The 18,455-nt window shown below is 34.3% G+C and carries 24 protein-coding genes; all 24 read right to left on the bottom strand.

Features of this window, described 5'->3' with window-relative positions; translation table 11 throughout:
• Positions 1-152: 152 nt before the first annotated feature.
• Positions 153-575, bottom strand: a complete 423-nt coding sequence (locus JN09_RS06320; RefSeq protein ID WP_204433611.1) for a hypothetical protein — start codon at positions 573-575, stop codon at positions 153-155.
• A gap of 1 nt (position 576) precedes the next feature.
• On the bottom strand, positions 577-1,122 hold the full coding sequence (locus JN09_RS06315; RefSeq protein WP_204433612.1) for a hypothetical protein: 546 nt from the start codon (positions 1,120-1,122) through the stop codon (positions 577-579).
• Positions 1,122-1,808 (bottom strand): hypothetical protein, encoded by a 687-nt coding sequence (locus JN09_RS06310; RefSeq protein WP_204433613.1) that lies wholly within the window; start codon positions 1,806-1,808, stop codon positions 1,122-1,124. Before JN09_RS06310 ends, JN09_RS06315 begins: the two co-directional genes overlap by 1 nt.
• Positions 1,809-1,822: 14 nt before the next feature.
• Positions 1,823-2,602: a hypothetical protein gene (locus JN09_RS06305; protein WP_204433906.1), complete on the bottom strand. Its 780-nt coding sequence runs from the start codon at positions 2,600-2,602 to the stop codon at positions 1,823-1,825.
• A complete protein-coding gene (locus tag JN09_RS06300) occupies positions 2,602-3,720 on the bottom strand; it encodes a hypothetical protein (RefSeq protein WP_204433904.1) in 1,119 nt (372 codons plus the stop codon). The genes JN09_RS06305 and JN09_RS06300 overlap by 1 nt, the downstream gene beginning before the upstream one ends.
• 5 nt (positions 3,721-3,725) lie before the next feature.
• Positions 3,726-4,550, bottom strand: coding sequence for a phage distal tail protein domain-containing protein (locus JN09_RS06295; protein ID WP_204433901.1), 825 nt, complete (start codon positions 4,548-4,550; stop codon positions 3,726-3,728).
• On the bottom strand, positions 4,547-6,685 hold the full coding sequence (locus JN09_RS06290; protein WP_204433899.1) for a phage tail tape measure protein: 2,139 nt from the start codon (positions 6,683-6,685) through the stop codon (positions 4,547-4,549). The genes JN09_RS06295 and JN09_RS06290 overlap by 4 nt, the downstream gene beginning before the upstream one ends.
• A 209-nt stretch (positions 6,686-6,894) precedes the next feature.
• Positions 6,895-7,230 carry a hypothetical protein gene (locus tag JN09_RS06285; RefSeq protein ID WP_204433896.1) on the bottom strand — a complete coding sequence of 112 codons (336 nt, stop codon included), beginning with the start codon at positions 7,228-7,230 and terminating at the stop codon, positions 6,895-6,897.
• Between the two features lies 1 nt (position 7,231).
• Complete coding sequence (locus JN09_RS06280; protein ID WP_204433894.1) at positions 7,232-7,801, bottom strand: major tail protein; 570 nt, start codon at positions 7,799-7,801, stop codon at positions 7,232-7,234.
• Positions 7,791-8,144: a hypothetical protein gene (locus JN09_RS06275; protein ID WP_204433892.1), complete on the bottom strand. Its 354-nt coding sequence runs from the start codon at positions 8,142-8,144 to the stop codon at positions 7,791-7,793. The genes JN09_RS06280 and JN09_RS06275 overlap by 11 nt, the downstream gene beginning before the upstream one ends.
• Entirely contained in the window at positions 8,134-8,511 is a 378-nt protein-coding gene (locus JN09_RS06270; protein ID WP_204433890.1) for an HK97 gp10 family phage protein, read from the bottom strand. The genes JN09_RS06275 and JN09_RS06270 overlap by 11 nt, the downstream gene beginning before the upstream one ends.
• A complete protein-coding gene (locus JN09_RS06265) occupies positions 8,498-8,833 on the bottom strand; it encodes a hypothetical protein (RefSeq protein WP_204433888.1) in 336 nt (111 codons plus the stop codon). The genes JN09_RS06270 and JN09_RS06265 overlap by 14 nt, the downstream gene beginning before the upstream one ends.
• Positions 8,820-9,110, bottom strand: coding sequence for a phage head-tail connector protein (locus JN09_RS06260; RefSeq protein ID WP_204433886.1), 291 nt, complete (start codon positions 9,108-9,110; stop codon positions 8,820-8,822). Before JN09_RS06260 ends, JN09_RS06265 begins: the two co-directional genes overlap by 14 nt.
• Positions 9,111-9,135: 25 nt before the next feature.
• Positions 9,136-10,263 (bottom strand): phage major capsid protein, encoded by a 1,128-nt coding sequence (locus JN09_RS06255; protein ID WP_204433883.1) that lies wholly within the window; start codon positions 10,261-10,263, stop codon positions 9,136-9,138.
• Positions 10,264-10,267: 4 nt separating this feature from the next.
• On the bottom strand, positions 10,268-10,864 hold the full coding sequence (locus tag JN09_RS06250) for an HK97 family phage prohead protease (RefSeq protein ID WP_204433881.1): 597 nt from the start codon (positions 10,862-10,864) through the stop codon (positions 10,268-10,270).
• Complete coding sequence (locus JN09_RS06245; RefSeq protein ID WP_204433874.1) at positions 10,861-11,055, bottom strand: hypothetical protein; 195 nt, start codon at positions 11,053-11,055, stop codon at positions 10,861-10,863. The genes JN09_RS06250 and JN09_RS06245 overlap by 4 nt, the downstream gene beginning before the upstream one ends.
• Positions 11,039-12,253 carry a phage portal protein gene (locus JN09_RS06240; protein ID WP_204433872.1) on the bottom strand — a complete coding sequence of 405 codons (1,215 nt, stop codon included), beginning with the start codon at positions 12,251-12,253 and terminating at the stop codon, positions 11,039-11,041. Before JN09_RS06240 ends, JN09_RS06245 begins: the two co-directional genes overlap by 17 nt.
• Complete coding sequence (locus JN09_RS06235) at positions 12,250-13,677, bottom strand: hypothetical protein (protein WP_204433870.1); 1,428 nt, start codon at positions 13,675-13,677, stop codon at positions 12,250-12,252. The genes JN09_RS06240 and JN09_RS06235 overlap by 4 nt, the downstream gene beginning before the upstream one ends.
• Before the next feature lie 27 nt (positions 13,678-13,704).
• Positions 13,705-15,342 (bottom strand): terminase large subunit, encoded by a 1,638-nt coding sequence (locus JN09_RS06230; protein WP_204433862.1) that lies wholly within the window; start codon positions 15,340-15,342, stop codon positions 13,705-13,707.
• Positions 15,342-15,665: a hypothetical protein gene (locus tag JN09_RS06225; RefSeq protein ID WP_204433860.1), complete on the bottom strand. Its 324-nt coding sequence runs from the start codon at positions 15,663-15,665 to the stop codon at positions 15,342-15,344. Before JN09_RS06225 ends, JN09_RS06230 begins: the two co-directional genes overlap by 1 nt.
• A gap of 488 nt (positions 15,666-16,153) precedes the next feature.
• Positions 16,154-16,591 (bottom strand): hypothetical protein, encoded by a 438-nt coding sequence (locus tag JN09_RS06220; protein ID WP_204433857.1) that lies wholly within the window; start codon positions 16,589-16,591, stop codon positions 16,154-16,156.
• A gap of 106 nt (positions 16,592-16,697) precedes the next feature.
• On the bottom strand, positions 16,698-17,003 hold the full coding sequence (locus tag JN09_RS06215) for a hypothetical protein (protein ID WP_204433854.1): 306 nt from the start codon (positions 17,001-17,003) through the stop codon (positions 16,698-16,700).
• Between the two features lie 37 nt (positions 17,004-17,040).
• Positions 17,041-17,325: an HNH endonuclease gene (locus JN09_RS06210; RefSeq protein WP_204433852.1), complete on the bottom strand. Its 285-nt coding sequence runs from the start codon at positions 17,323-17,325 to the stop codon at positions 17,041-17,043.
• A complete protein-coding gene (metK, locus tag JN09_RS06205; RefSeq protein WP_204433844.1) occupies positions 17,291-18,439 on the bottom strand; it encodes a methionine adenosyltransferase in 1,149 nt (382 codons plus the stop codon). Before metK ends, JN09_RS06210 begins: the two co-directional genes overlap by 35 nt.
• Positions 18,440-18,455 lie beyond the last annotated feature (16 nt).

Here is an 18,455-nt window from a genome sequence, read left to right as displayed (position 1 = left end):
CTTTTATCCTTTGAAATGTAGGATGCGACACAAAGTATAATCTTTCTACTTCGATAATTAATGTTGATACCGATGATACGGTGATAACTAACATCTACCCCTACCCTTGATTGTAAGTTTTTAATTATTGCCATTTTATATTCCTCCTCTTATTAAGAGCCATATACTTTGGCTCCATTAACTGTTTCATTTGTAATTTGACTCCCATTTAGCGAGTTTGATGTGACTTTACTACCATTTAGTGTAATGAGTTCAGTAGCACTCGATGAACCTGTAATCGTGATGGCTCTTCTTGTTGATCCTGGTGCTTTAAAAAATACTTCAATATAATAGGTTCCTGGGCTAACTCCAGAAAATGAAACACTATATGCCATACCACTTTGTAAATCATTAGTGTCATCATAATATAGAGACTTTACATAGGTACCACCGGTTAGTGCATCATACAGACTTAAAGAAAAACCAGGAAGTGAAAACCCACTACCTGATAATGTGAAATTAATCACTAAACCAATGTTTCCTGTATTTGATGCAGTTGTAGGACTTATACTATGGATCGTTAAAGTATATGCCATCCTAGTTAACCAACCAAATACGTTCTAAGTAAACAGTTGTTGATGTGTTCGTAGTCCATGCGATTGATGTGCCACTAAAGTTTCCAATCAAATGTCTTAAATATCCAATCGTCATCGTATTTGAGATTGAGTTTGAAACATATGCTTTGAATGAATGTGTTTTGAAATATTGGCCATCGAAGGTAGTCCATGAATAAAGTCTATCGTATGTTGGACTTGCTGATGTTGTGCTATTCGTACCCATCCTACCGTAAACAATATGTGTTTCATAAGAATCTGTGGCTGTAACTGCTCTAACCTCAAACGCTAGGATCTTATCATATAGATTAATCGATCTATTGAGCGTAATGTTATTAGCTGTAATGGTCGTAGGTATCGAAAGATTGCCCTCATATAGCAATGAGAATCCACCACCTATTTTAATAACACTACTGTTACCTCTAATATATAATTCATTATTTGTTGTATCGAAACCCAGCTCACCAACTTGAGTCAAATGGCTTGTGGTTGGAACCGATGTGCCTCTTTTAACTCTGATGATAGCCATTAGTATGTTCCACCATCAATAACCGATGTTGGTGTGAGTACTTTTGTTTTATCAATACCAATGTAATAAAAAGTTTTAACTGGATTATAGTTTGTATCCTGAATACTATGGAGTACTAATCCATTATCAAGAACTGATGCATCGAATGATGCCTTTGTCGTATCGAACTTAGCACCTACACCTTGCATCAAGGCAACATTTTTCACATTAGCAATCTTTGTTCTTTGGTCATCAGTTAAGTGAAGATTACTTGATACGTGTGCATTATAAGTAGATGTTGCAACTCCACCTAGTTCTGATAATGTGATAACTACAGCACCAGTTTTACTATTAACGCTTGTTACAGGGCTCACTGCTGGAATGATTGAGGTTGGAAGTTTTCCATCTGCACCAATTAAAGGCACCGTACCATTTGTTGTACCTGTATTCTTTTTGGATGCTGTTCCAAGTCCAAGTGCACTAATCTTTGAATCCATCGTAGCTTCAGCATTAGCTTTACTTGCAAATTCGATATAATCATTACTTGTTAATGGATTCGCACTAGAACCTGTTTTATCTGCTTTTGAGATATATAAATTCGTGCCGTTTAAGTCAACTAATGGTTCACCGGCTTTAATTGTGCCTGCTGTGCCTACAATGGGTCCTGTACCAGCAGACGTTCTTCTTTTAATTTGTATAACTGCCATGTTTTATTTCCTCCTTAGAAACGATATATAACAACTCGACTAATTGTATGTGTAGTCGAACCACATGAAAAGGTTGTATTGCCATTTTGATATGAAACAAACATTGAGTATGACATACCGTTGTAAGTGTAACCTACAGAAGTATTAGAACCCAGCACTTCAAATATCAAAGGTCCTGGTAAATTCACGACCGTTCCATTGCTTAATACAATCATGATGAATGCTCTCATTAAGTCATTTGAATAATAATTACTTATCCTATACACACCTTGAGAAATGAATGTCGGATTAATGATGGTTGGTGATGTTTGATTTCTAATCTTTTGTTCAAGGTTGTAGACCAGACTATCCGCATTCAATAAGGTTTGTCTATTAAACTGGTTATTTAGTGTTACAGATGTGGTTGTTTTGGAATAGGCACATAATGCAAACTCATACTGACCTTGACCACTACTTAAGTCATTTTGAACTAAATTAGGATAAGTCGATGCTTGTTCTTTTACATAGATTGAGACTTCATTATTGGTTAAATCTACATTCAAAACCACATATCCTAGTCGATTTGCATTTGGTGTAACGATGACTTGGGTATTATTTTCAATATAGATTAACCTACCTTGAACCATGACATAACCATCCTCAAATGTAATGGTGTTATTAGCAAGCGTATAAAACACACTATTCCTACTACCTAAGAGGACACCTGTTCCAACTGAAAATATAAAGTCATTTAAATCTGCATCATGTTTTGATGTGACGCTTGAACCATCAAAGGTTATTTTTTGAACTCCCATTAAAACTCTCCTCCATCTAAATCAGAATATCCACTATTATTCACTGTGACATTCCCTACCTTACTATTTACGTTTTTGCTTAAAATTTGAATCTTCTCAGTGAGTTTTAAACGATACTCACCAAGTGTGATGGTTGCTACTTCAAAAGTGCTCACATACTTAATACCGGTAACCAATGAATCATACCGTTTGCCCTTATGAATGAATTCAACAAAATCACCAATCTCTAATGTTCTTAAGATATCTAATGAGTGATTCTTTTTTTGGATCATAAAACTAATTTGATGATCTGTTTTATCAATACTGAGAACTGAGCGAACTTTTGTATCCAAATCTAAGTAATCATTATCTGAATATGTTTCAACTTTTGATATGACTTTTGGATATCTTAGATTACTTGTATTATCTTTTGTTATAGTGCCATCGGTTAATAGGTAATATATAACCGTATCCTTAAAAAATAAGTTACTTGTCTTTGGATAATATATGGCTTTATTCGTGCTTTCTTTGCTTGAATCATTGATGATTAAGTCTTCTAAGATGAGGCTATCTGCTTTTATTTTTAAGCCTCTTGTCACATTAACGATTCTTATTAATATTCCACTAAAACTTCCGTCATTAAATATCACTTCATGTTTGATATAAACACCATACATCCGGTTAGCCAGTTCCAACAGTTCATAAATCGTCATAACTTTATCAGCATCAAAAACAAAACTACCCAGCTTCGATGTTTCCACACTGATGCTTAGGTAGTTTAAGTTTTGTTTGGTGTCACTGTTTTGAAGATATGTTTTTCTAATGATTTCTTCTATATATGTTGCCACATTACCGTTGAAACTTTCGACTAACACTTCAACTTTTAATAGCTCTTTGAAATCAACACTTGCAATAACAAGATGCGTTTTTTCATCTTCGATATTTTCTACGATACCAAAGTAACCACCATCTTCTTTTACATAAACATAATCACCAACTGCAACATTTAGTTTGCTTTTGTTAATCTTGAAATGGGATTTTTGTGTAATAACGATGTCATGGATAATTTCAAAATCATCACCAATGTAAGCATGATCTTTATATGTGAAACTCAAGTGATCTAATATAATTAAGTCCATAACAATCACCCCAGATGGTATTCAAAGATATGAACTTTACATAACGTATCTTCCATCACACCAGATTTAAACTCTAATGTATTTCTACCTGGTTTTAATTCGATAAAATTATCCTTCTCAAAATCCTGATATGCATAGATATCTGTTTCAATGTCATTCTTAATCATCTTCAAATACTTATTGTCTGCTACGGATGATATTTGTATTTTGATATCTTCTTCAACTAAGTTCAGTCTTAGACTTGAGACTAGTGTCCCATTTTGGATCACATTGATCTCTGGATGATCGACTGACCCTTCCATTTCAATAATCACATTTGCATTAAATGAACCACCCACATCAATCGTGGTTTGTCCTTCTTGTGTAATCTGATACGTGTAATCATATGGGTAAGGATAAACTTTGCCATCAAGGACTTCAGTTATGTCAATGATGATTTGTCTTTCTTTAATCCAATAACTCTTCTTATTCAATGTGATTTCACAGCTTAGTAATCCAGCTTTTATCTCTGCTTTACTTAATGAAACCACGTCAGCGTGAACATACTTTATGTCATTGGAAACATAGTATAGTTTCAAATTATCTCGACCTTGATTTAAGTAGTCGATAAATCGTTGATAACCTTGATACCCATCCATGAAGTTTAGTAGTCCACTTATTTCTGTTAAAGGCGTTTCTCTTTTGACTGTTTTATGGATATTGCCATATTTCAAGTACGTCATATTGAGTTGAAAACCTAATCCTATAACATTCGATAGTAAGACACCACTGTGATACTTAAAATGGAATTGTTGGCCATGTTCATTCTCTAAGTAAAATCTTCTTGTCATATAAACTTACCACCTAACGCTCTGTTGATTGAATCAATATCGAATGTGGATGATGATGTATTGATGGTGATTGCATTATTGGTTGTGCTCTTATTGGACGTTTGGTTACTTGTATTCGAAGTCTTTTTCAGATTAAATGTATCACTGAACCAACCGCCAACCTTACCGAATATGCCACCGACCTTTTCTTTGGTGTTATTAGCAAAGTTAGAAACGCCATCGACGATATTGTTTGCAACATCTGTTACGCCTTTAATTGCACCACCTGCAAAGTTCGATACCGTATCAACCACATTTGAAGCAATTCCAGTGACTTTATCAGCTACACCGCCAACAAAATCGCCAACTTTACCTGCAACATCTCCGATAAAATTACCAATACCACCGACAACATTTCCAATCGTATCACCAATACCGCCTAATGCACCACCAACAACATCTCCAACACTACCAGCAAAATCAAATATCTTTGTGAAGAATCCAATAATCGTTTCTAATATGTCTAATATCGGGTTTAAAATGAACTCTAATGCCTTAAATGCAGGAACTAGGATTGCTTGTAAAACATTACCAACCATTTCAATTAATGGTGATATCATCTCAAAAATATTACCTAAAAACTCGAGTTGTTTAATCATTGGAGCTAAGATCATATCGATGATCGGCACTAATATGTCGATAAGTCTTGTGAATATATTGATAACTATCTCAACGATAGGCATTAATGCATCCATTAAAACTTCAACTATCTTCATGATAGGTTCTAGGAGTCTCATAAAAGTCTCCATGAGTTTTTCTAATAATTCTTTGAACTTTTCGCTACGCATTAGAGCCATAACTACAATCGCAATCAAAGCACCAATGCCTAAGGTTGCAGCATTAATACCAATCCCTGCAATAGCACCAGCAGCACCGACGCCTTTTAAAGCAACTGCTACTACCTTTAGTATCGGACCAACTTTACCGATGATAGTTAATACGGGTCCAACAGCAGCTGCAAGTCCAACTAAGAAACCAATCAGTTGTTGTGTGCCACTACTAAGATTCGTCCACCATGAAATCATGTTACTTACTGCAGGAATGAGTTTATTGGTGATTGCTTCAACGACAGACTGCATAGCTGGAACAAGCGCTACCGCTAGTTCGACTGAAAGTGCTGTTGTTGATACTTTTAGTCTATCCAGCGAGTCATTAAATGCACCTGTTGTTTCAGCTTGTTCACTTGTAATGATACCAAGTGCTCTTGCTTGTTCTCTTAACTCGTTTATTGCTTCTGATTCCATATTAAGCATTGGAAGCAACTCAGAACCTAACTTGTCACCAAATAAATGATTAGCAAGTGCAGTCTTTAAAGATTGATCCTCTACTTTAGATAAGGCATCTCTCATAATCTCGAAAGCTTCACTCGTGTCTTTACCTTCTAAGTCTTCCATCGATATGCCAAGTGCATGAAGCGGACCTGCGATATTTTTAACATCACCTAAGGCAATATCAGCTAGAATTGAATTCACCTTAACAAAGGCACGCTCCAAACTACCGGTTTCTGTTCCGGCAATAGTTGCGACATGATTCCATTCTTGTAGAGCTTCAATAGACATCCCTATTTTTTGAGCAGTATCGTTAAGTGCATCAGCAGTGTCAGCACCTTTTTTAGCAAGTGCACCTAAAGCAGTAACGGCACCTAGAATAGGAACCGTCAGACTTTTGGTTAAGGTACTACCAACCTTAGCGATATTGTCAAACTTAGCATTGCCTAAATCTTTGATCTTAGATTTTGTTTTATCAAGTTCGTTATTAAGTCGTTTTACTTCTGATTCACTGTATGAAACATTGCGTTGAACTTTTCTAAATTCAGCGTCTGAAGTTGTACCAAGTTTAAGACCTTGTTTAGCCTTTTCTAACGCCTTATTTTGCGTATCTAAGCGTTTTTTAGTCGTTTCAAGCATCTCATTTAACTGGGTTTGTTTCTTACGCCAAAGCTCAACGTTTGAACTGTCATATTTTAGGTTTGTATTAATGGCACGCAAGTCTTTTTGCTGTTCTTTAAGTTCTTTGTTTATCTCTTTTAATTCGTTATCAAGATCCTTGCCATCAAGACTCAACTTAATATTTATGCCTTTAATTGTCTCTGCCATCATACTCACCTACCTTTATAATAAGAATAAATCTATGTCCCTTTGAGTTGCTCTTTTTGTTTGTGGTTCATTGGATAGTGTTTTAACCTCGAGTTCAATCAGCATTGCATATACATCAATATCAAAATATTCTGTGTCCTTAATTGAGATGCCAAGATGAGCAAGATTATAAATGATATTGGCTGTTGTGTTTTGCTCATCTTGTATATCTACTTTGGGTCTTGTTCACCTTCATTACCACCTAACATTAAGGTGATTGTATTTGAAATGTTTTCAAGTTCCTTCACATCAGATAATACGCTAAAATCCAAGTCCATCAAGAACTCATCATAGCTCTTTTTTGTGTATGGTTTGTGCAGAATGTAGATAATTCTAAAAAGAATATCGATGACTAATGCTGCATCCGTTTCATCTTTATTCAAGTTTTCAAGCTTCTTAATGTCACTGAATAACTCAGTTCCAAATACACTGCGATAAGAGATAATAGTAAAAAGTGAAGACCTTAGTTTAAGATCCTCACCTCTTAGATTAATTGTTTTTTCCATACTATACACCTATGACAGGTAATGTCGGAACTTGTGCAAAGAACTGTTGATAATTTGTGTCACCAAATTTTGCTATCGTTCTAATCACAGATACATTGCCAACCTCAATAGGTCTTGCTGTAATTGTAATACTAACCGCATTCGGTTCGATTGATTCTGCTTTTGTTTTAGTCGCATCACTAACTGGACTTGCAGTACACAAGAAATACCAAATACGTCTTGACTTCACATCACCTTGAATCTCATATCCAAGTGCGAATGTTTTAGTTCTATGATTAACAATCTCTACAAGGTTGTCATTAGAATCTCTTGCAAACCCTAAAATATCCACTTTGAAATCATCGTCAAGTTCAGTTAACTTTAAGGTGATATTAGATCCACTGCTTGATGCTAGGGTAGCGACAATTTTATCATCTGCATAAACATCAGTTTTACCTGCAATGACTTCTGCACTAAGTTCTTGAGCTCCGTGTAGTTTCTTAGGTGTACCAAAATCCCATGTATCATCTTCGGTTGGTGTTGCAATTGCATAATGGACGTTCTTAAGTCCAAATGTTACTTTATTGCTCATTTTTATATTCCTCCATCTTTATTTCATAAATTCGATAAATGCCTGTATCAATCAGTGAATATTCGCTAATCATTCTAAAATCAATACCTGCATTTTGTAATACTTCTTCTAAACTAGATTCAATTGTTGTATCTTTTGTTTTGGTAACAAGTGTGATTTGAATCGTAACTTGCTTAATTAAATACGAATCATCTGCATAGAACTTTGGATTTTTATTCAATTCTTGGTAGACAATAAAAGGTGGTTCAGCGTTATCAGTTACATAAAGAGCATAATGAACATTACCAGGTAGTACGTCATTAAGGAGTCCATAAATATACGCTAATCTTTCTTTAGTTCCCACGTATAATCCTCCTGATATCATCCAGCATTTTAGGTGTAAAGTAGTCAAATGCAGGTCTCATGAACAGTCTTGCAGCGACATACTTTCCACTCTTATGTTGAAAACCAAATTCAATCAAATGAACCAATCTACCCTTTTCTTTTGCATGGATGACAATAGTTTTCGTGTGACCTTCACCAATATCAGTCTTTATAAACTCATCTGCCATTGCACCTTTTCTACCACTTCTTGGTGTGTTAGAAATGACATACTCTAATATCAATGTTGCCGTTTCATCAAGTTTTTGTTCAAGTTCTTTTTTAACTGATTCTGCATATTCTGATATTTCATGATTAATTTCATCTACAAAGTCATTAAGCGTAGCCATTTATATCACTCACCTTCATTTTTGTTTCCATCAAGTAGAGTTCTAAAAACTGTCCTTGTAGATATGTTCGTTCAATTTGATAAATCAAGTCATCGATGATTGCGTACTTGCTGCCGTCATACAAGAAGCTTTGAATCTTAAGTGCCATGTCTAATTTGTATTCGTTCTTCTTACTTTCATAATACTCTTTAGAAGTTACTGACTTTGAAATGCCAATGACTTCTTTTTTAGAAATGAAACCATAACCTTGATTGCCGATCTCATCTTTAACTAATCTGATCTTTAATAAAGTCAGTCGAATATTAGGACTACTCGGAAACATGATAATCACCACATGATAATGATAGTTGATTCAAGAGCATGTCAAAACTCTTAGGTAAGTCTTTAACTGAACCATCTGATTTAAAACCAAAGAAGGTCTTGCAGTAAATAACCACTAGCGAATGAGCTAATGGATGGTTTTCTACAACTGCTGGTGTAATCCCTGTAGATACGAGTAAGTTTTTACATGCACTGATATGATTATTTAATTCATCATCAGCATAGGTTTCACTGAGCGGAATCAATAATGATTTTTTTACTGTTTCAAGTAGTCCCATATTCTAACCTCTATTCTAGTCTTGCTTAGGCTTTCTTTTTAACTCTTAGGAAGCCTTTATAACCGACAACGTTACCGCCTGTAAATACGGACGCTTTGTAGCAGATGATGCCATCTTTAAATTTGTAATCATTAGACTTGCTAATCTCAACAGGTGAGAAAACAGGCACTTCATAATTGAGTAAGGATCCATATGCAAGACCATATTCTCCAGCTACCGTATTGGTATCTGAAATAGCCTTACAATGTGAGTTGATAATATAAGGAATACCATCAATCGTGTTGTTGATATAGTCAATCGTGTGTACTTTTCTACCCTCTGCAGTACGTAAGCCAGCAAATGCTCTTAAATCATTCTTGTTAAGGATTAAGTACGCTCCACCTTCGACTTCTTCATCGCCACCATAAGCAAAGATGATATCATCTAAGGTTGAATCGGTAATCGATGTGATTTCTAAATCAGCAGTATCCGATAGAGCGATTGCTTTATCACTGAAGATTCCTGTGAATGTATTTGATGTACCTGGACCTCTTAGGATTTGTTCACTAATCTTCTTCTTAAGGGATAGATTAATGTTCTTTAAAACTTCGGCTTGATATGGTAAGTTAGGTAGTTTTTCTAACTCTTCAGTGATTTCTGTATAAGCTGTCACTTTAACTTTAGTGATCGTTAAATAACCATATTCAGGTTCAGTTTCTGAATAAGGTTCACCCTCTCCAGTTAAACCAGCAATACCGCTACCTTTAACAAATGACTTTTTATAAGTTTCACCACCGTTTAGGTTTACAACTTTTACCTTGTCAACTAAGGCAGATACTTGTGCAAATGGATGCGGTGTAATGCCATCAGCAATGTGTTCAGGTAATAGAATTTCTTCACTTGAAACTTGAACGACTCTGCTTTCTCTTAGGTTCTTACCACGAGTTTCTAATTGATCTTTATCCACTTGATTCGATCTTTCAATAACGACTGGATTGATTTTCGTCTTGTTTTGAATAGCAAGTTTTCTTTCAATCGTATCCTTCTCTTTATTGAGTTCATCAACTTCAGCTTCCAATTGTTCTAACACTTCAAGTGTTACTTCCGCACCAATCAAACCTTTGATTTCAGTGATGCGTGCTTTAATTTCATTACTTCTTTTTTCTAAATTCATCTTCTTATTCTCCTATTTTTATTTTCAAATTTAGTTTTTTTCTTATAAGTTCAGCCTTCTTATTTTGCTCTGCTAAATCCATAGTCTTTAGTTCTAAGTCCATAGCCTCTAAAGAACGAGCATAAATCGAAGTCTTATCATAAGCAGGTGTGTCAACGATTGAAACATCATATAAACGTTCAATCTTTCTAATAGTTCTTTTTGGAATATCACCATCACGATTCCATTCCTGTTCACTCACCACAAAAGCAAAGCTCATCTTATCCAATAAGCCTGATTTGACCATCTTAAAAATGTCTTGATTGCTTTGTGTATCAAGTAACTCAGCTCTAACCTTTAATCCGACATCATCACTCGTTAAGGTAAGTGAGCCGTTTTTAGTTCGAGCAATGATTAAGAATGAATCCATGTGGTTATACTTCATTGGCACATCTTTGATGGCTGCATCAGTAATTGCACTTCTACTAATGCTTTCGATAAATCCATACGATTCATCACCAATTAAAGTGGGTTCATCATAAACGATCGCATATCCTTCTAAGATCATCTTGTCATCGATTTCTTCTAACCTGACTTCTGCTATTCTAGTTTCTTTCTTCATCGCTTCTCAACCTCCTTAGGTTTTGCTACTTGTTTTTCATACACGTATTCAAGCTCATTGTCCTTGTATGAAAACTCACTAATCTTGTGTGTCTTACAAAAGGTTTCGATTGTATTAATCTTTTCTTTTTGTTCTTCTAAAACAGTATTTAATACATCTTTTGAAACCTTACCGTTAATCGTTACCTTCATTTAAATCATCCTTCCCTACTTGATATTCGTTTGCTTTTGTAGCATCAACATAATTGAGTGATTGTAATCTTCTATCACCGTTTTCAACTGGTTCAAGTCCCAACAACCCTCTTGATTCATTGAGTGACATAATACCTAACCCCATGAGTTTTTCTATTGCTGTAACCTTTGTGTTCCAGGATGCATATTGAAGTCTTTCACTGTAAAAGATAATCTCTTCACCACGCATGATTTCATTTTGAGTAAGCAAGCCTAAAGAAAAAGCCTCAGACATTTGAATGGCTAAAGGCTCGATGGTTTGTTCATAAAATGAGTTGAATTCATCTTCTGTATATTTGGAATTGAATATTGGAACTGACACTCCAAAGTAATCTAGGATTTTAGATTGTAAAAACTCTAAGGTATCCTTATCTATTAGCTTTGGATCTGTTGTTAAAGGTACATAATCACCTTTTAAATCCACCGGAATAATCGAACTCCCCTTATTTCTAATCGACTCTTTAAGTATCTCGTTAAATGAATCCAGTTGTTTCTTTTTGTCAGTTTCACTTAACATGGCACTCATTTTAAGTAGCCCTTTGATTTGCATTGAACTTTTAAGAGCATTATCAATACCTTGAAGCACATTCTCATTGATTTGAATTGTTTTTAAGAGTGCTTCTTGGTCACCTTTTGAACTTGATCCACCAAAGATCTGATTCGTATGATAAAACCTTTTAATGTGAATAATGTTCTCATATGGAATCGTGAAGGATTCTTCTCTATCAAAGCTGAACTTTAAATAGTAACTACCACCTGAATCTATGATTGGTTCAACAATGGATGGTTTAAGCGGATAAAGAGCTCTAATTTCACCGGTTGCACCATCAAACATAGGATAGATAAATGCATTGTCGTTCATGAGTAGTGTCGTAATCACCATATAAATAAATTGGTAAGGAGTCATGACCTCATTTGGTTGGTGCTTTAAAATAAAAGACAGTTTGCCAGATTTCTCTGTAACTGTCTTATCATTCGCTTTCTTAATGTATCTAGGTTTAAGTTTTGCACACTGACTTGCTATCCTATCAATCGCAATCTTTACGACATCTGATTTTGAGATGTTATTTCCAAAACTTGTAAGTGGTAGATTTATTTCATTAACAAATTTAAAAGACTCAGCTGAACCCTGTTTTTTCTTTCGTTTGAATAAAATCATTTGATCATCACCTTATTCTTTGTGACCCTCTTCTTAATTTCTTCTTCATCATGACTAATGAGTGATTTGCATACTGCTTCAAAATTTAATAATCTGCTGACAGGTGATTTCATTTCCAACCCCTTCAATAACTGAAAAATATGACCTCCATATATATTCAAGTTATTCTCGAGCATTGTTAGTGAATAAATTTTTATCATGTCCTCGATTTGCTTTTTCGTGAAATCATATCCTTTTTCCTTGCTTTTTCTGTACGCTAACTGATAAGTTTCGTTATTGTTAAAATAGAACTCATCATATAATACGACAATACCATATGTTTTATTTAATTCAAAAACACTTAAATATTCATTCATTTCTCCATTTTTCATGTCAACAATATTTCTTAGTATCTGAACAATAGCATCCGATACTCTCTCATGAGACTTAGTAATTTCTTCAACTTCAAGTGATCTGAGTTTAAGACTTTGATTAAATAATTTAGCCTCAATAAAAATAAGTTCATCATCTGAATGAATCATTAAGTCTGAACTATCTTTGTTATTTTTTGAATACTTGAATTCTTTTATATGTCGAAATTTGTTCGTAACTTCTGATTTCATTACTAAATATTCTAGATAGTTTTCTAAAACAGACTTTCCTATTTTTTGTCTTAGAGCATCATTATTCTCAGTTAATCTAAACATTAAGCTCCGAGTACAAGCATATGGGATATATGGAATATAAGGAATAAATCGTTGATTCATATAATCAACAATAGGAAATTGTGATAATAAATTTAGATCAAAAAACTCATTTCGTGATTCACTTAGTCGTGATACTAGTTCCTCGTGCTTTTCTAGTAGTTTATCAGGTGTGCTTGTTATGCATTTAAGTGCTATCTTGTCTTCATCATCAAGAATTAATTCTAATGCATAATTAAAGCTATCATCTTTTAATGATTGTGCAAAAGCCAGTGTAAAAAAAGAGAGATTAACGAAACTTTTATAGTTTACACCAAATTTATTAAAAAACTCTTCTTTCATATCAAGTTGTTCTGATTCGAAGTTGAAAAAATAATTGTATCTATAATATAAAATATTGTAGTTAATTTGTGGCTCCATTTGTAAGAACAATATTCGCGAAAATATCTCGTCAGTTGATATATTTTCAGCATTAAAAAAATCGTTATTTCTTAATAACTTAGTTGCTTCAAATAACCAATTACTCTTTCTTTCTCTATAGTTTTCACAAGGGGAATTAATGATTGATCTAAAAGCGATCAATTCTAATTCATAATTTGATGGTCTATTGGAATGACTCTCATTACTAAGGATAATTGGTGAATTAGCACCTATTCTATCATAAGATTCGATTTGACATGCCTTTAGTCTTTTTGATAAGGGGACTTTCCTTATAATGTCATCAAGATCTTTAATTTTCATTTAAATTGAATCTCCTCTATATGTTAATTATAGCATGTTTTCATATTCGATTTTATATCGATTAAGAACTGCATAGGCGATAATAAGAGCTACAGCTCCATCAATCCGTTTATACTTACTTCCAAGCTTTGATGGTTGAATGTTTCCATTAATATCAATCTTAGCTTGAGTATTCGATAAGTTCCATTTCATTATTGGATTATTGTTATAGATTACATTTCCATTCTTCAAATCAGCTTCGAGTTGTTTCATTGGTTCTGATAAGGAGTAGATCCCTTGTCTGACCTTTTCCATCTCAAATCCTAACTCTTCCATTTCTTTAGTCCAGTACTGACTATTCCAGGGATCATATCCTACCCATAACGGTCTAATCTCATAGGTTCTAATCATCATTAGAAACCATTGTGTTACAAGTGTGAAGTCATTTTGATTACCTTCAGTTACTGTAATCAATCCTCTTTGAACCCAGATATCATATGGAACGTTGTCCTCTTCTTTTCTACGTTTAATAACTTCACTAGGCATAAAAAATTGTGGAATAACATACTTTTTACCATCTTGGATTAAGAGCAAGAGTGCAACTGTCAGGTCTGTTGTCGATGATAAGTCAACACCTCCGATGGCGTAACTGTTTCTTAGTTCATTGATATCATAGGTTGTTTCATTATTTAGATCATTATAAGTTAACCATGATCCTTGTTCTAATTGTTTAATGTTGAAGTCTTTACAAAGCATCGTAACTCTTGTTGCTAGGTCATGTCTGGATTTATTCATTAAATCCTCAAGATAGGAGTAAGTTTTAACAGTGCCTAAGCTAGGGTTACTTTTTTGCCATGAACTCTTATCTTCATAAATTTCATTAATAGAGTCTTGAGTATATAACCAAGGAAGTACACGTTCATCTTCAATCTCGCCTTTGATCATCTTTCTAACATAATCAAGTTTACTATCTAAGAAACCACCTACTGTATTGCCTTCAGTTGTAATGATAAAGATTAACGGCTCTTCTTTAGTTGATTGACTTTGTTTTATGGCATCATAGACTTTTGAATCCGTCATTTCATGAACTTCGTCAATACAACCAACCTCAATATTGTAGCCATCCTTATTTCTTGATTGAGCAGATAGTTTCTTTATCTTGTTTTTCGTTTTTGGCGAGTATATGTGGAAGATATTTTTCTTACTTCTTTTTTCATTCGATAGAGCTTTTGAGCCTTCTCGCATATTATTGATTTCATCAAATAAGATGTTAGCTTGTTCTGATGTATTAGAGGCACATACAATATCGACACCACCCTTTGATAGAAAAAACTCTGCAAGATCTATACCTGCAATGAATGTTGTCTTTCCATTCTTTCTAGCAATGAGTAGTATTACTTCATTGAATCTTCGTAGATTGGTATCTGCCATCTTAAATCCATAGGCTGCTTGAAGGATTGCTTTCTCCCATAGTTCTAAAATAAATGGTTCACCATTAAATGGACTCTTGGTATGTTTACAAAAAGTTTCAATAAATTCGATTCGAATATTCCCAGGACGTTCATCAAAAATGTATCTTGGGTTATCAATATCTTTAATGAGTGATTCTAAGACTGTCAATAGTTCTTTTCCAACTATGATATTTCCCTTTTGAATCTCATCATAATATTTCATTAAATAGTTCATTATGACATTCTACCTATGAACTTGTCAAACTCATCATCTTCATCAATAATGTTTTTACCCATAATTGAATTAAGTGTTTTGATGACTGTTCCATATGAATTCACTAGTTTTGTATAATACTTCGCTGCTTCAGTTTGTCTTTGAGCACCTTTATTTGATATCTGAATAGCTCCATGTTTTCTTATTTGGTCCTGAAGGATTCCAAGTTCAATCTTCATAAACGCTGCTTGTTCAATAAGATTGTCAACCAGTTTTGTTTTTGTTTCATCAACCGACGAAAAAAGCGACCGAAGTCGCTCATATTCAACTTTCACTTTATTCATATAGCTCATTACCTCGCTCATTCAGTATAGTGATATTTGATTTTACGTAGTATTTTTAGTATAATATCAGTAGAGGATAACTCTAAATATTACCAAGAAACTGACCATACAGGTAAAAGGCTTTTAAACTGAGAGAACAGGTCAAACTCGAAAGAAATCACTACTCATCGACAGAGGTAAAAACGTCGGACATAGAACTAGAAACTGACTAGGTAAAAAAAGGGTATGTCGGGTAATGCAAAGTTAAATTTTTGCATTGCTTTTTATTTTATCAATGCATAACCTCTAGAAAAAGGTGAAATGCTGTGAGTCTAGATTCTCTAAGAGTAGTGATTTCTTTAATAAGTTTATTGATCTCAATTCTCAATTTATTACTTAATTGCAAGAAGAAAAAATAACTGTAAATTAACAATGTTTAGTTGAAATGAATAATTCAATTCAAACATTGTTTTTTTATTGAAAAAAGCCACTATAGTGACTTGATAGTTTTAGAGATTCGCTATATCCTTTAGATATTTATTAACGTATTCCTCATATTTTAAATTGCCGTCAAGATTGTATTTCTTATAAATCGCTTCGTTTAACTTGTTTAAAATAGGAATCAATTCTAAGTTTAAATCACCTATTGCTTTGAGGGTCTGCTTATCCTTTTTATCTGAGTGAGCAATCTCATGTCTCCAATCTCTAATTTTGAACCACTCGTCTTCTGTCAAATTATAGTATAGTTTAGCTTCCCAAAGTTTGCGTGCTTGAAGAAGTGCTGATTGATACATCAGCTGATTCAAATCTGCATATGAAGGATATTCTTTAATGAACTCAATTTTACTCAATTTTGACTCATTAAACTTCTTTTCTATCTTTTCAGTGATCCCATGAGTTAGTAAAAAGACATTTAAGAAACTTAATTCTAGGTCTTGCATAATCATCTTCCCCTCCAAAAACAGGATTTTCAAAAATTTGGGCTTTCATTTTTTAAAGGCCCACCCATGCGGTACCTTAAGGAATAACATCAGTATTGGGATGGGGGGTACATCAATCAATTGGTTTAATCCAAATATCTCCTTCTTTTGGATTCTTAGGCTGCTCTTTACCAAAAGTAGTTATTATACCTTCTCTTACTTTCTCAATTTCAGATTTTGGAAGATTGTTGATGATCTTAATTATGTCATCTGCATTTAAACCATGATTAATTGTGCTGTTTTGATAATTATCGCCATGTTCATTTCTTTGTTTGTTAATTTTTTTAATACTAAAAAGAGCTTTTGAACCAAAAACCAATCCTAATATTGATATTACAAATCCAATAATAGTAAATATAATTTCTAAATATAGTGGCATGAGAGCAACTCCTTTATCTTTTCTTAAATTATATCAGTTAGCCAATGAAATTGCCATCGTCATCGAACAAAACATCTTTCTTTTTGAATCGTCCATGCTCTTTATTGTGACAGTCCCTACATAACAACTCCAAGTTATCTTGATTCAAACTAATATTACTATCATTAACATTATCTACAGTTAATCTAATTTTATGGTGAACCTCTTCACCAATCGCGCCACACCGCTCACACTTGCCCTGTGTGGCGTTTGTTTTTATATTGCGAGCAATGAACCAAGCCTTCGACTTATAAAACCTGTGCAGCTCTTTTGGTTTGCTCATAAGATTCACTTAGTTGTTTTGCTTTAGCATCTATTTGTTCCCATGCTACATCAAGATCTACACGACCAATATGTCCATAGGATGCTAAAGTTTTAAACTTCACTTTGTCCAGGTTTAGTTCTTTGATAATACTTGAAGGTGTAAAGTTGAAGTTCTCTTTAATTAACTTCAATAGAATGTCATCAGAGGTAACCCCTGTTCCAAAGGTATCAACGGATACACTTACAGGGTTTGCTACACCGATGGAATAGGACACGCTAACTTCGCACCTGTCGGCTAAATTTGCCGCTACAAGGGCTTTTGCTACAAATCTGGCATAGTAAGCCGCACTGCGGTCTACCTTGCTCACATCTTTGCCAGAGAATGCGCCACCGCCATGTTTTGCATAACCACCATAGGTATCAACTATAATCTTTCTACCAGTTAATCCAGAGTCTCCATAAGGACCACCTACGACAAAAGCACCTGTTGGATTGATTAAGACTTGAATGTGTGAAAGGTCTTCACCAATCAGAGGCTTTAACACTTCATTTAGAATAATCTCTTTTGCATAGTCTAGTTGAATACCATGTTTTGTTTGAGCAGACACTACAATTGTTTCATATGCAATCGGTTCATCATTCTCATATACTACAGATACTTGGCACTTACCATCTGGACCAAACACGTGGCCATATTTTGCCTTTCTAAGCTCATCAATGTTTCTTGCGATGTCATGTGCCACTACGATTGGTAAAGGCATTAATTCGGGCGTTTCTTTGCAAGCGTAACCAAACATTAAGCCCTGATCACCTGCACCTTGTTCATGATCATTCGTATGATTCACACCAAGTGCAATATCATCGGACTGTTTGGATATCTTTTCAATCACATCGAATGGATCATCATATCCGATTTCTTTTAATGTGCTTAGGGCCACTTCTTTATAATTCACTGAAGCTTTAGAAGTTACCTCACCAAAAATAAAAACAACATCATCCTTGATAGCTGTTTCTACTGCTACTCTTGCATTTCTGTCTTGTTCCAAATGTGCATCTAAAATTGCATCACTAATTTGGTCACATATTTTATCTGGGTGTCCTTTAAAGACAGATTCACTTGTTATAATCTTCATTTCTTTTCCTCGCTTA

The sequence above is a fragment of the Paracholeplasma morum genome (assembly GCF_016907055.1).
GTDB lineage: Bacteria > Bacillota_I > Bacilli_A > Acholeplasmatales > UBA5453 > Paracholeplasma > Paracholeplasma morum.
This window is presented reverse-complemented; position numbering and strand designations above follow the sequence as displayed.